Source organism: Bacillus sp. JK62 (genome assembly GCF_053663455.1).
Window position 1 is genome coordinate 44369 of sequence record NZ_JBSJQA010000007.1, and the last position, 15472, is coordinate 59840.

The following is a 15472-nucleotide window of genomic DNA, read 5'->3' on the forward strand; positions in this document are numbered from 1 at the left end:
CTATTCATCAAAATTTTCAAGCTCTTTATAATCAACATATGCACGGAATAACGATTCGCCCACCAGAAAAAACGGGGCAAATGCGACAATTTCCGTTTTATCGCTTAACGTCACCGGCTTGCTGGTCGCATAAAGATTATACGGCGTCGTTTGCGCCAGTACGTTGTTTTTCAGATTGGTGATTGAAATAAACGGAACTCCCTTTGCGGACAGGGTCCTTACCTGCGGAATTAATTCGGGTGTTTCGCCTGATAAAGAAATAATGATGAATACGTCATCAACCTTAAAATCATCACACATAATATCAAACTCTGTGATGTCCTGAATTAAAATCAGATACTTCCGCCGGGATACAAACATCCGCTGCAGCTCACGGGCGCACACCCTCTGAGCCGTCCCCGATCCGTAAACGAAAATCCGTTTTGCTTCATCTATCAGCCGGCACATCTCCGTCATATCTTTTGACTTCACGTATTTTACATTGGCTTCAATATCATCCAGCAGCTTTTCAAACGTCATATTCTCGCCCTCTTCAGGCTGATCCTCCCATTTCAGAAAAACACGGAATTCACTATAGCCGCTGAAGCCCAGTTTTTGGGCGAGCCGCAGGATGGAAGACCGAGAGACATTGCAGGCTTTCGCCATGTCATTGATACCGAGATGGTAGCACGTATGCTTATGATTCAATATATATTTTAAAATATAAAAATCGTTGTCATTTAATTTCGCGTAATGCTGATTAACCAGTTCTTCAAGACTCATCCCAAAAATCCCCCCGTTTTCTTTCTATTATATAGAATAACAGATAAAGAAAACGGGGAAGATTGTCATCAGGAAATAGGAGACGGGCTTACATCAAGCTCAGGCCAGTAGTCCTTATTAGCCTCCATCAGATCTTCAAGAATCAGTCTTGCCACACGGGCATTCGGCACTGTTTTTGACAGGATCAGCGCCTGCCACAGCTTTTGAAATGACCGCTCTTCCCACGCTTCAGCCGTCAGTTTTTCGACAGACACCTGCTGTTCCATCAGGCCTTTTTGAAATTGCGGTATGTTCCCGACTGAGAGCGGTTCCGGTCCGTTTGAACCTACGAGACAAGGAATCTCAACCATGGCTGACGGATCAAAGTTTGCGATCGCGCCGTTATTTTCAACGATTAACAGCATTCTCTCCCCTGTGTTGTAAGCGATGGCCCGGGCAAGATCGACGATATAGGAAGCATGATCATCAATTTTAATTTCACTCTTCTCCGATGATTGTTCGCGCGTAATCATATCGCATTGGCTGAAAATGAAAGCTTCCCGCCCTTCCATGACTTCGTTGGCTCTCGTATGGTTCGGATTTGATTTTTTCACCATATCATCCGGGAATAAGTAATATTGCAGATATGTGTTCGGAAGCGTATCCGGATCAGCCGCCTGTACGTCGCGCGCTTTTTTGAATGTGTCATTCCAGCTTGCTTCAGTCTGTTCGGCCTCCGTCTTCGGAACGTAGCCGTATTCACGGACATGCTCTTTCAGCTTCGGCATTAAATCATTGCCCTCTCGATCGGTGATGGACGTCCACCAGCCAAAGTGGTTCAAGCCGTAGTAACGGACGTTCATTTCTTTTCGTGAAGATAATCCGAGGATGTTCGCCATGCGATCCTCAATTCCGACCGGCATGTCGCAGATGTTCAATATTTTTGAATTCGGTCTGAGGCGCCGTGTAGCTTCGGCCACAATCGCCGCCGGATTGGAGTAATTCAGCATCCATGCGTCAGGCGAGTACGTTTCCATATAATCAAGAATCTCCAGAACACCGCCGATAGAGCGCATGCCGTATGCGATTCCGCCCGGCCCGCATGTTTCCTGGCCGACCACGCCGTACTTCAGCGGGATTTGTTCATCGAGTGCGCGCATCGCATATTTTCCGACGCGGATATGCGCCATGACGAAGTCAACATCCGTAAAAGCCGTCTCTGGGTCATCAGTCGCCAAAAATTCAATGTCCGGCGCTTTTTCTTTTATGAATACCTCACACGCACCCGCAATCCGCTCCTGCCTTTCTTTATCATTGTCATAAAGTTTCAGCTTTCTGATCGGAAACTCTTCCAGGTGGTTCAAAAGCATTAATACAATTCCGGGGGTAAATGTGCTGCCGCCGCCTGCAATAACGATTGAGAATGATTTGTCTGTCATGTGAAGCCCTCCTCTGATAACGTTTACATTTTATTTATATCATGAGAAGGTCCGATCTGTACCGGGTTTGGAGGAGTTAGATCATTTGATCATTTTTAGTTATTTTTCTCAAAAATCGGGAAAGTTCCCACAGGTACAAAAAAGGCCTGCTGTCATCAGCAGACCCCTTCTCAAAAATGCTCTTGTAAATCAGAAAGCAGCACTTCCTGCTCAAATTGTGGATTTCCGATCGGAAAAATCCTGGCTGTTTCCTTGTCTTCGTTGACATGCTGAATATAAATCGGAACTCCTTCATACGTCACATACGCCATGGCGGCGGATTCCGAAATGTCTTTCGCACGCTGTGTATTCACGTCTCAAACCTCCTTTAGGCCTCACACATAACGTGTCCGGCAGCCAAGAGAAGTATGCTTGTTTCTTACAATTGTCCGGCGGTGAGTTTGAATTTTTTGAGGCGTTTGTAAAACGTGCTCCGCGGGATTCCGGCCATTTTGGCGGCCTGTGTAACATTCCCCTTCGCTGATTCAAGCGCGTTTACGATGATGTTTTTCTGAATGTGCTCCCGGATGGAGACAGGGGACGCTTCTTCCTGTTCATAAGACTCGGCCGCCTCTTTAAGACCTGACGCTTCAAGCAGGGCTGCGATGGGGCGCCCTGACAGCCGTCCGTCCGGGAACATGACGGAAAGACGTTCAAATACATTAAACAATTCCCTGATATTCCCCGGCCATTTCCGGCTCTTTAATAGGTCTAAAAAGTCATCAGGAAGCTCCCCCCGCCAGCCGCGATTTCGCTGAAATTCAAGGAAGAGGCCGGGAATGTCTTCGGTGCGTTCTCTTAATGGAGGGAGGTGGATCGGACAGACGTGAAGCCGGTAAAATAAATCTTCTCTCAGCTTTTTGCATTCGACAAGCTGTCTCAGATCAGTGTGGGTGGCAGTGATGATTCTGATGTCAACGGGAATCTCTTTTGTCCCGCCGACCGGGGTGACTTTCCGTTCCTGCAGCACCCGTAACAGAGCGACCTGCATGGAGTGTGATATTTCTCCGATTTCATCGAGGAAAAGCGTGCCTTTATCGGCTTTTTGCAAAGCGCCGTTATGCCCTTTCCGTTTGGCCCCGGTGAAGGCGCCTTCCGAGTAGCCGAACAGTTCGCTTTCAATCAGCTTTTCAGGAACCGCTCCGCAGTTGACAGCGATAAACGGGCCGTTTTTCCTGGAGCTGTTGTTGTGAATCGCCCGGGCGGCAATCTCCTTTCCCGTCCCGGTTTCTCCCGTAAGACAAACGGTTGCGTCCGTTCGGGCGACAAGCTCCAGCTGCTGGAGCATATGTCGGGATGACGGGCTTTTGCCTGCCGCACCATGAAATATAAACGACGGCTTTTCTTCTCGTTTGGATAAGTAAATGCATGAGAAGCCGTTCTCCTCCCGCTTCGTCTGCTTGATATGATAGCCCTGTTCCTCAAGCTCGCGCAGCATATGTCCGGTAAAATGCTGAACGGGACGGCTTGCAGCGATAACCCGGCTCATTTCATTGCAAAGCACGATCGGATCGTGAGACCGGGTAAGCCCGGCGAATTTGCTGATCATGTCAAGTTCTGTCATTTTGATCTTTAGGGCAAGCTCCCGTTCCGCCGTATAAGCGATGGAGGAGGCAATTCCGAGCATAAAAGGCTGAGCGCGGGCGGCGGGGCAGGAAATATCAATGACACCCGCCAGCCGCCCGTCTTCATAACGGATGGGCGCGGCGGAACAGCTCCATTGATGAGAAGCGAGCGAATAATGTTCAGAGCCGTGTATCATGACCGGTTCATTTGTATAAAGAGCCGTCCCGATCGCATTCGTGCCGACGGCCGTTTCCGTCCAGCGGGCGCCTTTTAAGAAATTGATGCGGTTCGCTTCATGAATGGTGCGCGGGTGGCCGTCAACTGAATGGACAACGCCGTCAGAATCAATCAGAAGAACCATCATTTCCATTTCCCGCATCGCCGTTTTCATTCTTTCTGCGTGCGGCGTTGAGGCCGCTAAAAATAACGCATGCTTTTCGGCCTGCCTTTCTAAATGATCTGCCGGCATTACATTCGGTCCCTTTTCTAGATACGGGTTGACGTCGGCTTTTTTGCAGCGGTGCCATGAAGCGGCCACCCGCTTCTGAATACGGGATTCATCGAGCACGCCTTCTTTCACAAAACGCTTCCAGGTTTTAAAATCATTCCGAATGACATTCATTGTATTCGCTCCCCCCTGTTCAGACCATCTTTTCATATATTGTAGGGGAAAAGTAAAGCGCTTTCAACGAAAAATACCCCTTCTCATCTGAGAAAGGGTATTCCGGTTATACGGAATGCACCGCAAGTCCGGTGACATTCAGCAGGGCTTCCTGAAGCGTTTCTGACAGAGTCGGATGCGCCGCGATAAAGTGCTCCGACATATCCGCCGTCATTTCACCGTTCATCATCATGACCGCCTGACCGATCAATTCCGTCACGTCCGGCCCGATCATTGACACCCCGACGATTTCTCCGAATTCCGGCTCGGCAATGATTTTCATTTTGCCGCCGTACTGATGCTTAATTAACGCTTTTCCGTTAGCAGAAAATGAGCATTCTCCGATTTTCACATCTCCGTATGTCTCTCTCGCCTGTGTTTCCGTCAGCCCGACAGCTGCCATTTCCGGCGATGTATAAATACAGCGGGGCACCGCCCGCATATTGACTTTGCTGTCCTTTCCCGAGGCATGCGCGGCGGCTGTGATTCCTTCATGAATGGCGGCATGCGCTAGCTGCATCCCTCCGGCCGCATCGCCGCACGCATATATATGAGGCACATTGGTCTGCATATGGTCATTGACTTCAATCCCGCGCGGAGAATACCGGATGCCGGCTTGATCCAAATTCACCCCTTGCAAACGCGGCTTTCTGCCGATTGCAACCAAAATGTGATCAGCCTGAGCCTCAATTTCTTTTCCGTCTTTTGTCCACACGGCGGTTTTCCTTTCTTTGTCAATCCGCTGAAGGGCGGCTTTTGTCTGAATATCAGCCCCGCTGTCTCTTAAAGAGTCTTCGAAAGCGGCGGCGATTTCCCCGTCTTCTGCCGGGAGCAGCCGGTCAGCCGATTCAATCACCGTCACTTTCGTTTTAAACCGGCTGAATAAAGAGGCAAATTCGCAGCCGATCACACCTCCCCCGACAATGAGCAGAGACGAAGGGATTTTCTGTAAAGAAAGCGCATCTTTGCTGTCGATTACCCAATCGCCGTCAAATGGGGCAAACGGCAGCTCCGCCGGTTCAGATCCGGATGCAATCAATATCCGGTCCGCTTCCAGAATGTCTTTTGCGCCTCCTTCTTCTTCAACAAGCAATGTCTGCTCTGTGAGAAATGAGGCTGTCCCGCTGATGACTTTAATCTGATTTGCTTTCATTAAGTATTGAATTCCCTGCACGAGCTGGCTGACGATTTGCCGTTTGCGCCCCTGCATGCGGTTCCAATTGAGTGTAATGTTTTGCGGCAGTTCGATGCCGAATGTATTTGCATGCCTGATTTTATCGAGCACATTCGCACTTTCCAAAAGCGACTTTGTCGGGATGCACCCCTCATTGAGACAAGTGCCTCCGAGCGGCCCTTTGTCGATCAGAACGACTTCTGCTCCTCTCCGCGCGGCAGTCACGGCAGCTGCATATCCGGCCGGCCCGCCGCCGATAATGGCTAGTTTCATTTTTTCACCTCTCTCTATAAAATCAAACCGGCAGGCTCTTCAAGCAGCGCTTTGACCGTTTTCAGGAAGTCCGCAGCCGGGGCGCCGTCACATACTCTGTGATCAAAGGTAAGACTCAGCGGCAGCATGATGCTTTTGACAAGCTCATCTCCTTTAAACGCCGGCGTTTCATAGCTTGCGCCCACTCCGAGAATACCGGCTTCAGGCGAATTAAGAATCGGGGTGAAATGCTCAATTCCGTAACCCCCGAGATTTGTAATAGAAAATGTCGATCCGTGCAGGTCATCTCCGGAAGCATTGCCTTCCCGCGCCCGGCGTGCCGATGTGCTGATGTGATCCGCAAGCTCAAGGAATGAAAGCTTTTCCGCATCCCGGATCACCGGCACGACGAGACCGTTTTCAAGAGAAACCGCCATCCCGAGGTGGACATATGGATAGGTGATGATCCGCTCCTCTTGATAAGAGCTGTTCAGCTCAGGATGCTGTTTCAGCGCAAGCACCGCGGCCCGGGATACGAAATGTGTGACCGTCAGTTTAACACCGCTCCGCTTTTTCGCGCTGTCGGCGAGCTGCTGCTGCCATTTTACAAGCTCCGTAATGTCCGCTTTCATCGTCAACGTCAGCTGGGCGCTGTTTTGCAGGCTTTTGTGCATTCGGTCTGCAATCACTTTTCTCATCGCTGAAGCCGGTTTTCCCTCCGGCTGTGCCGTCTGAACCGAAGACTGCGGTTCAGCTTCTGTCTTCATGGCCTTGATGACGTCAGCTTTTACGATTCTGCCTCCGGGCCCCGTCCCGTTCAGCGTATCAACTTTCAACCCGGCTTTCTCCGCCATTTTTCGGGCAACGGGAGATATTTTCACGCGGTGTTTACGCTTTTGCCCGGCTTTGGGAGCGGGAATATGTTCAGGTTCAGATTGCGGTTTCCCTGCATTTTCAGGAGCCGGCGCCTCCTTCTCCCGCACTTCTTCGCCGTTTTCCCCGATATAACAGATGGGCGTTCCCGGGGGGACTCCTTCTCCCTCTTTGACTTTAATGTGAAGAAGCGTGCCGCTTTCAGGCGCTTCTATTTCCATTTCTATTTTTTCCGAGTTGATGCTGGCGATGCTTTCTCCCTTTTCAACCGGGTCGCCGACTTTTTTATTCCAGACGGATACTTCACCTTTCTTCATCGCCATTCCCAGCTTCGGCATTACTACTTTTACAGCCATTCTATATCCCTCCTTTAATTCATTGCCGGCTCGCCAAGCAATTCAAGCGTGACGCTGACAATTTGGTCTGGTGTCGGCAAATATTGATCTTCAAGCACCGGCGAAAACGGCACCGGTGTATGCGGCGCTGTAATCCGCTTAATCGGCGCATCAAGCAAATCAAAGCCCTTATCGGCGACAATCGCAGCAATATCCGTGGCGATGCTGCAGCGCGGATTGGCTTCGTCAATGATGATCAGCCGATTTGTTTTTTCTAGCGATGTGAAAATCGCTTCCTCATCTAAAGGAGACAGACTCCGGGGGTCAAGCACCTCGGCGTCGATGCCTTTCTCAGAAAGCTGTGCAGCCGCTTCAAGCGCGGTATTAACCTGCTTGCCGACCGCAAACAGCGTGATGTCACTGCCTTCGCGTTTGATATCCGCTTTTCCGAGCGGAATTGTATAATAATCTTCCGGCACCTCGCCCTTCATGTTGTAGGACGTTTTGTCTTCAAAAAAGAATACCGGATCATTGTCTTCTATTGCCGCCAGCAGCAAACCTTTGGCGTCATACGGATTGGACGGCACAACTGTCTTCAGCCCCGGGATGCTGGTGAAGAGGCCATACAGCGCCTGCGAATGCTGAGCCGCTGCCCGGAACCCGGCTCCGTATGTGGTGCGGACGGTGATCGGCACTTGCGCTTTACCGCCGAACATATAGCGGAATTTCGCCCCTTGGTTGATCACTTGATCAAAGCACGTTCCGATAAAATCGTTAAACATCAGCTCGGCAATCGGTCTCAGCCCCGTGGATGCCGCAGCCATGGCCGCACCCATGTAGCCCGCCTCAGAAATCGGTGTATCCAGCACTCGGCTGCGCCCGAATTCCTGTACGAGACCCTTTGTGACCCCGAGTACACCGCCCCATGCCTCATCATCTTGCAAATGATCGACCGCCGCTCCCCCGGCGACATCCTCACCGATTACAAGCACATTGTCGTCTCTTCTCATCGCAAGCTTCATTGCTTCATTGATCGCGTCCGACATGCTTATGACTCTCGCCATCTCACATTCCCCCTTTTTCATATGACACGTAGACGTCTGTCAACAGCTCTGACTCTTTCGGATACGGACTCTTTTCGCTGAACGAGACGGCTTTTTCAATCGATTCGCTGACTCGCTGTTCAATGTCTGACAATTTATTTGCATCTGTTTCTTTTAGAAGATAGTTTTTAAAGCCTTGGATAGCATCCTTTTCTTCAAGATGCTCAGTCTTTTCATCCTTTGTTTTATAAGTTTGGGCATCGCCTTCGAAATGGCCGTAGTTTCGGTAAGTCATACATTCAATCAAAGACGGGCCTCCGCCGTTTCTTGCTCTTTCTATCGCTTCCCCGGCCGCCTGATAAACTGCTAAAATATCTTTTCCGTCCACCGTGACCCCAGGCATGTTGTAGGCAGCCGCCCGATCGGCGATTGAATCACAGGCTGACGCGTACTCAAATGTCGTGGCTTCGCCGTAGCCGTTGTTTTCGGCGATGAACACGACAGGAAGGTTCCATACTGCCGCTAAGTTCAGCCCTTCATGGAAGGTGCCTTGGTTATTGGCTCCGTCCCCAAAGAAGCAAACGCTTACATTTTTAGTTTGTTTATATTTAGCCGTGAGCGCTGATCCGCATGCGAGCGTGAATCCGCCCCCGACGATTCCATTTGCGCCTAACATGCCTTTATCAAGATCCGCAATGTGCATAGAGCCGCCTTTGCCTTTACACAGTCCGGTCGCTTTTCCGAATATTTCCGCCATCATGCCGTCCAGATCACAGCCTTTGGCGATACAATGGCCATGTCCCCTGTGTGTGCTTGTAATGCTGTCGCCATCATGTAAATGAGCGCACACCCCCGCAGCTATCGCTTCTTCACCGGCATACAAATGGACGAATCCGGGAAGCACTCCTTGCGCGAACAGTTCATGCACTTTGTCTTCAAAGCCCCTGATTTCCAGCATCTTTTGGTACATCCACAGCGCTTTCTCCTCAGTTAATGACAAGCCTTCTCGTTTTAACAATTCCATTTTGTGCGCCTCCTTCTATTTAGGGTTCACACTTATAAATGCAAGAAGCATGCCAGCCTTTGAAGCCCGTAAAATGAATGTTTTTATTTTTACAATGGAGACAGTTTGAGACAGGTGTCTCATTTTGTCTCGATCTGTTCCCTTTGTCTCGTTTTATGGCATAAAAAAAGACCGGGCATCACCCTGTCTTTGACAATGATCGACGTATTTATTTCCTCGGAAATCTTTTATTGCTTCATTCTTCCGCATACAGTCTATCGCGGCGTTTGAGTGGTTACACTCTTTTTTTCATATCCACGTGCTGCAGTTCATCCTTTTCTTCAACAGCCCGATTCAGCGCTTGAAGCATGTAACCAATGCCTTTATACGATGACAGAGGCCAGGTGATATGCTGATGCTCTCCGATGACGGCGTTTAGGACGCTTCGGTATTTTTTCCCGCCAAGCATGACAAGCTCTTCGACGTCGGAAAAGCCTTTTTCATGAAATTGACGGCGCAGCTCGTCCGCTGCCATGATCTCCGGGTGACCGGTTCCAAAAGTGACATCGTAATTTCCGGGAACAGTATCATCCGGACGAAGAAATCCGTGCTTCGCCGACAAAATCACCCACTCATCGAAAAATGCTTTCGCATATCGCTCGCACGCCTGATGAAACGGGCTGAGATAAGCGTCTTCCGCCCTTACCGGCCCTGTATCTGAATGGACATCCCAAATTTTTTTCTTGCCGCAGGGGATGATGCACAGTCGTTTCATTTTTCTCTCCCCCTTTATGATGTATCTCCTATCAATGTACCATTATTCGTTTATTTCTGCATGACGAAAACGGCCATGGATCTGTCTGGGTAAAGCTGCACACAAAAAACCCGGAATTCAAACCGAACTCCGGGCCGGATGAAGAGTTGTTTATGTCACTCTTGCTCCATCCCATCAAGATACTTTCTCTCAAAGTCATCGAGCAATGCACGCACTTCATCTGTTGACTTTGTATTCATGCATTGATTTCTTAATTCACTTGCTCCCCGGAATCCGCGGAGATATATCTTGAAAAAGCGAGGGAGCGGTTTATATGCTCTGGCTTCTTCTTTTGAATACTCATCATGGAGATCCAGGTGCAATCTCAAAAGATCAAGCAATTCCTTACTGCTATGCTCTCTCGGCTCCTTTTCAAAGGCGAACGGATTAGTAAAAATGCCTCGTCCAATCATAATCCCGTCAACACCGTATTGTTCAGCGAGTTTCAAGCCGGTCTCCCGGTCAGGAATATCCCCATTGATCGTCAAAAGGGTATCTGGCGCAATCTCGTCACGAAGTTTCTTAATTTCCGGAATCAACTCCCAATGCGCATCTACTTTACTCATTTCCGCTCTTGTACGCAGATGAATAGAAAGATTCGCAATGTCTTGTTTCAGTATGTGTGTCAGCCAGCCGCGCCATTCGTCAACATCCGTGTAGCCAAGTCTCGTCTTCACACTTACCGGCAGACCTCCTGCTTTCGCCGCCTGTATTAATTCTGCCGCAACTTCAGGACGGCAAATCAGGCCGCTTCCCTTTCCATTCCCCGCCACATTAGGGACAGGACAGCCCATATTGATATCCAGGCCCTTAAACCCTAATTCCGCCATCCCAATACTCATTTGGCGAAAGTTTTCAGGCTTATCTCCCCATATGTGGGCAACCATCGGCTGTTCATCCTCCGTGAAAGTCAAACGGCCGCGTACACTATCCTTCCCATCCGGGTGACAATAGCTTTCTGAGTTTGTAAACTCTGTGAAAAACACATCAGGTCTGCCTGCTTCACTCACAACATGGCGAAAAACGACATCCGTCACATCTTCCATTGGTGCCAGTACAAAAAATGGCCGCGGTAATTCACGCCAGAAATTATCTGTCATAACAAATCCAAATCCTTTCATGATGGGATACAGCCAAACCTTTATCCCAAAATTAAAAACTGACCATGCTTCTTTTACACTTATAGCATGTGTCAGCACTTCTTATCAAACGATAGTAAATTTTGAACATTTCACTTTTTACACCTTAAAAAGTGAAAAAGCAAACTGGAGTAGAACACATTAATTGAGTTAACGTAATAGACTATCGCTATAGTTAACCCCATATCGTTCATTTCTGATCAACTCAGTCAACTCCTTAACCTTTAAAAGGGTTTGAGAGAGAAAAAGTGTGATGATTATCTACACCTAATTTTTATTTATATTGTGGTTTATTAAGATTAGCGCTGACCTTCATCTTTCTTAGCGGCCTTACTTTTGCTCTTTTTGGATAAAAAGGAGTCCAACCTAAATAGAATATCATATGAGTTCTCCCTATTACCATAAAACAAATTTCAAGAAATAAGTTGATTAAGCAAATGGGGCTGGGGGGTATATCTGAGTACTGAAGAGAATGTAAAAAGAAAAAGCCTTAACTTGCCGATTGTGAATCACATGAAGTAAAGAGGATGGGAAGAGAAAATAAACTTGAACTTAACAGAATTCAAGAACTTCAATCTGGATCTTTTCGGATTTGCTCATGGTTTAGAAATAACCAACGCAGCAAGTGGCTTCTGGCTCTATACAGTATATGTACTAAGGGTCGATCGGCTTTCAAAGCCCATATGTTAATATCTTTATACAATCACCTATATATATTTGTATAAGGTTACGATCCGGTAATCCTGATCCAAAACCAATAAAATAGACTGCTGACTAAGTGCCGCAGTCTTCATTCATAAGATTAATAAGAAAGTGTTCATTTTCTTTCATCATTAAATAAGGCGTCAGAAGTTATTGCTTTCATTTCGAATATTCTTTGTTATACCGTTAATGATTTGTATAACAGTGAAAACCCCCAAGAAAACAGTGACAATATTAAACCATGGATTATCATAGAATGAAAGATATGTTTGAAAGAAATCCAGTTCAGCTATGTTTGCTGGGAATCCATTCATTTCTCTATAATTCGGACCCCATCCCGTTAATTCTACAAAACTAAAATAAAGCTGTGATATTAAAAATGCCAACAACGTGTGAAACCAACTTTTTTTATATAACGGTCGTTTTTTATATACTTTACCCATTTCAATTACCATTTCCTTTTCTGCAATACTTTTTAGCCAAGTGACAATCTAACATCATTATATGATGAAGCACGATTGTCGCGATAATTACTTATTAAGGATATATCCATCGCAGGTATTACTGTAAGAGTTGTTATCACTTGTGGTTCCGCCTCGGATTTATTCCTTTTTTGGGAATAAGGGAAATAATTGGGGTCCTTTTTTCCTGTTTAGGCTTTCATATTATGTATAACGACCAAACATGCTTTTTTAGTGTGTTTGATCTTTTATCGATGTGCCAACTGCCGCTGGTGATTAGTGTAAGTAAGCACCCTTGCCTTTTACAGCTTCTACTTCAGAACCTTCGTTCAGTTGTTGAAATTCCAATATCTCTCATTCGGTTTCACCTCCTGTTTATCTTTTATTAAAGACCTACTTACTTTGGCATGATAAATACTTTACAGTTGAATAATGTTACAACTTCATCTCAAACCAATGATATCAAATTATTTTACATTATCCCAATAATGTCATAATACACCACAGCGTCATTATACAAACGAGGTCAAAATTGGCTGTTTTTCACTCGCTTTTCCACACATTTTTCAACTCTTTTCGTCAGTTTAAATAAAGATCTCCGAGAAAAGAAGAAACATAAAGTTTAGAAAAGACAGCCAGGGCAAAGGCTGCGCATAAAAAAACCCGGAAATCGGAATTGTTTATTTACCGAATCCAGGTCTGATTACGAATTGTTTATTTTAGTTAGACGATTTCAACACAAGCTTCGCCACGGCTTCCACATGAGCCGTCTGCGGAAACATATCCACAGGCTGAATATATTCGACGCGATAGTCCTTCGACAGCGTCTGCAAGTCTTTCGCCAGTGTGGAAGGATTGCAGGATACGTAGACGAAGCGTTTCGGTTTTACTTTTTTGATGGTATCTAAAAATGTTCTGTCACAGCCCGTTCTCGGCGGGTCGACGATGACCACGTCAGGACGGAAGCCTTCTTTCGTCCATTTCGGGAGCCAGTGTTCGGCTGTTCCTGTGACATATGCCGCGTTTTTGATGCCGTGTTTTTTGGCGTTTTTCTTCGCGTCATCAATTGATTCTTTAATGACGTCCATGCCGCGGATCTCTTTTGCGCCGCTTGAAACCCACATGCCGATCGTACCGACGCCGCAATACGCGTCTACGACTTTTTCTTTTCCTGTCAGCTGAGCCGCTTGTTTCACTTCGTCATACAGCTTGACCGTCTGCTCAGGGTTGAGCTGGAAGAAAGCGCGGGCGCTCAGTTCAAATGACACGTCACCGAGCACTTCTTGAATGGCATGGCTTCCGGCCAGCGCTTTTGTTTTGTCACCGAAAATGACGGATGTGCGCGCGCCATTGACGTTTTGAATAATCGATTTCACTTCCGGCAGCCGGTTCTGAATGGCTTTGACGATCTCATCTTTATTCGGCAGTGTCTCTTTCGCAGTGACAAGCACGACCTGCACTTCGCCTGTTTCAAAACCGACTCTCGTCACGATGGTGCGGACATCGCCTTTTTTGGTCCGTTCGTTATAAACGGATACGTTGTGTTTTTCCAAAATACGGCGGACGATACCCGTTGTTTTGTTTGTCGCCGGATGCTGGACAATGCATTCCTTAATCGGGACGATTTTATGGGAATCAAGTCCGTATAAGCCGGCAATGATGCTGCCGCTTTGCGAGCGTCCGACTTGGAACTGGCTTTTGTTCCGGTAATTCCAAGGGTTGTCCATTCCGATCGTATCTTTAATGTTCATTTCTTCGACATTGAATCTCGTATGACGTTCCAGAGACTGAATGACAATGTCGCGTTTTTCGCGAAGCTGCTGGGTGTATGCCAGATGCTGAAGCTGACAGCCGCCGCACTGGTCGTAGACCGGGCATGGCGGCGTGACGCGGTGTTCAGACGGCTTGCGGATTTTTTTGACGCGTGCTTCTGAAAATTTCGGCTGCACATTTGTCGCTTCGGCAACGACTTCTTCCCCGGGCAGAGCGCCGGGAACGAAGACAACTTTTTTCTTAAAATAGCCGACGCCCTCTCCGTTAATGCCGAGACGTTTGATGGTCAGCGGAAATGTCTGCCCGATTTTCAATTCGGCAGGCGCCTTTTTTTGATGTTGATTCACGTTTTTTTCTCTCCGTTTCTATATAAAGCCTTTCTCCTGGGAAAACGGCTGATTTGAAATATCACATCTTTTCAGTATAACATGCAGCCGGCTGTTCCTTCATGTTTTTCACTGGAAGTTTCCAAAAATCCTCAAAGCGGTTTTTCATTCAATACTTCTCCACAAATACAAGGACGCATAGCTTAAATACGGCGCCCATTCGCTGCTTACCTGAAGCATCACGTCTTTTGACGGTTTATCCTCAAGGGCGAAGCGGCGTTTGATGGCATTTTGCAGGCCGATATCCGCCAAAGGAAACAGATTCGGGCGGCCGAGGCCGAACATGAGGACGTTTTGGACGGTCCACGGGCCGATGCCTCTGATGGTGATCAGCTTTTTCATAATGTCTTCATCCGATAAATGGGTAAGTTCCGCCAGATTGAGCGCTCCGCCTGCAATCATGCGTGAAATGTCAATCGCATATTCCGCTTTTCTCATGCTGAACTGGAGCTCCCGCAAGTCCTGATAATCAAGCGCCGCGATCGTTTTCGGCTCGGGATAGCACCAGACGCCGTCTTTTTGTTCACCGAAGGCATGGACGAACCGTTCCGTTAAGGTAAATGCGAAAGACAGGTTGAGCTGCTGGTGGATGATGCATTTCATGAGACAGTTGTAGACGTCATATTCCAAGACGAGCGGGGTTCCCGCATGCTCCTCAAAAAGCGCCGACAGATTTGTTTTTGAGAAATGATCAAGCACAGGCTGAAGCGGCTGTTCCCATTGAAAAATGTGTTTGATCCGTTCAATCATCTCCTCGCGGTCCGTTTCTCCGCTGACGAGGAAGACCGGGTCTGCGGCGGTGCCTTCCGCTTGAACCGTGATGACGGACAGTTTGCCGTCCCGTGTTCTGAGCGGCACTTTGATTGATCTTGCATGAAGATCGACCGCATTCAGCGGATCGAGCGACAGCCTTTCAAGGACTTTATCAAAATGATACGGCGGCGTGACCGAAACCGTTTCCTTCCACATATGCTCCACCCCTTTTTGTCCAAGTATATCATGAAGCGGCCGGGCGGCAATTCGTATACTTTTCTTCATAACGCCGCATGATATAATGGCAGGCGGAGGGTT

Annotated in this window: 13 protein-coding genes; all 13 read right to left on the reverse strand. The window is 47.7% G+C overall.

Annotation, left to right across the window (positions count from 1 at the left end; translation table 11 throughout):
* Positions 1–762, reverse strand: coding sequence for a MurR/RpiR family transcriptional regulator (locus ACWJJ4_RS17055; protein ID WP_077721947.1), 762 nt, complete (start codon positions 760–762; stop codon positions 1–3).
* Between the two features lie 68 nt (positions 763–830).
* A complete protein-coding gene (glvA, locus tag ACWJJ4_RS17060; RefSeq protein ID WP_128575039.1) occupies positions 831–2180 on the reverse strand; it encodes a maltose-6'-phosphate glucosidase in 1350 nt (449 codons plus the stop codon).
* Between the two features lie 170 nt (positions 2181–2350).
* Positions 2351–2533, reverse strand: coding sequence for an H-type small acid-soluble spore protein (locus ACWJJ4_RS17065; protein WP_003155535.1), 183 nt, complete (start codon positions 2531–2533; stop codon positions 2351–2353).
* A gap of 65 nt (positions 2534–2598) precedes the next feature.
* Positions 2599–4407: a sigma-54-dependent Fis family transcriptional regulator gene (locus tag ACWJJ4_RS17070; protein WP_063637095.1), complete on the reverse strand. Its 1809-nt coding sequence runs from the start codon at positions 4405–4407 to the stop codon at positions 2599–2601.
* Between the two features lie 106 nt (positions 4408–4513).
* Positions 4514–5893 (reverse strand): dihydrolipoyl dehydrogenase, encoded by a 1380-nt coding sequence (lpdA, locus tag ACWJJ4_RS17075; RefSeq protein WP_094247148.1) that lies wholly within the window; start codon positions 5891–5893, stop codon positions 4514–4516.
* 14 nt (positions 5894–5907) lie between these two features.
* On the reverse strand, positions 5908–7101 hold the full coding sequence (locus ACWJJ4_RS17080) for a dihydrolipoamide acetyltransferase family protein (protein WP_454021826.1): 1194 nt from the start codon (positions 7099–7101) through the stop codon (positions 5908–5910).
* Positions 7102–7115: 14 nt separating this feature from the next.
* A complete protein-coding gene (gene acoB / locus ACWJJ4_RS17085) occupies positions 7116–8144 on the reverse strand; it encodes an acetoin:2,6-dichlorophenolindophenol oxidoreductase subunit beta (protein ID WP_043866923.1) in 1029 nt (342 codons plus the stop codon).
* A 1-nt stretch (position 8145) separates the two neighbouring features.
* Positions 8146–9147, reverse strand: coding sequence for an acetoin:2,6-dichlorophenolindophenol oxidoreductase subunit alpha (acoA, locus tag ACWJJ4_RS17090; protein ID WP_101562823.1), 1002 nt, complete (start codon positions 9145–9147; stop codon positions 8146–8148).
* Between the two features lie 274 nt (positions 9148–9421).
* Positions 9422–9901 carry a DUF6884 domain-containing protein gene (locus ACWJJ4_RS17095; RefSeq protein ID WP_077721944.1) on the reverse strand — a complete coding sequence of 160 codons (480 nt, stop codon included), beginning with the start codon at positions 9899–9901 and terminating at the stop codon, positions 9422–9424.
* A 155-nt stretch (positions 9902–10056) separates the two neighbouring features.
* Positions 10057–11040, reverse strand: coding sequence for a tRNA dihydrouridine synthase (locus ACWJJ4_RS17100; RefSeq protein WP_057080401.1), 984 nt, complete (start codon positions 11038–11040; stop codon positions 10057–10059).
* A gap of 884 nt (positions 11041–11924) precedes the next feature.
* Complete coding sequence (locus ACWJJ4_RS17105; RefSeq protein WP_077721943.1) at positions 11925–12224, reverse strand: YfzA family protein; 300 nt, start codon at positions 12222–12224, stop codon at positions 11925–11927.
* 737 nt (positions 12225–12961) lie between these two features.
* Positions 12962–14362 carry a 23S rRNA (uracil(1939)-C(5))-methyltransferase RlmD gene (gene rlmD / locus ACWJJ4_RS17110; protein WP_007408520.1) on the reverse strand — a complete coding sequence of 467 codons (1401 nt, stop codon included), beginning with the start codon at positions 14360–14362 and terminating at the stop codon, positions 12962–12964.
* A 144-nt stretch (positions 14363–14506) separates the two neighbouring features.
* Complete coding sequence (locus ACWJJ4_RS17115) at positions 14507–15370, reverse strand: DNA-3-methyladenine glycosylase family protein (RefSeq protein ID WP_077721942.1); 864 nt, start codon at positions 15368–15370, stop codon at positions 14507–14509.
* Positions 15371–15472: the final 102 nt, after the last annotated feature.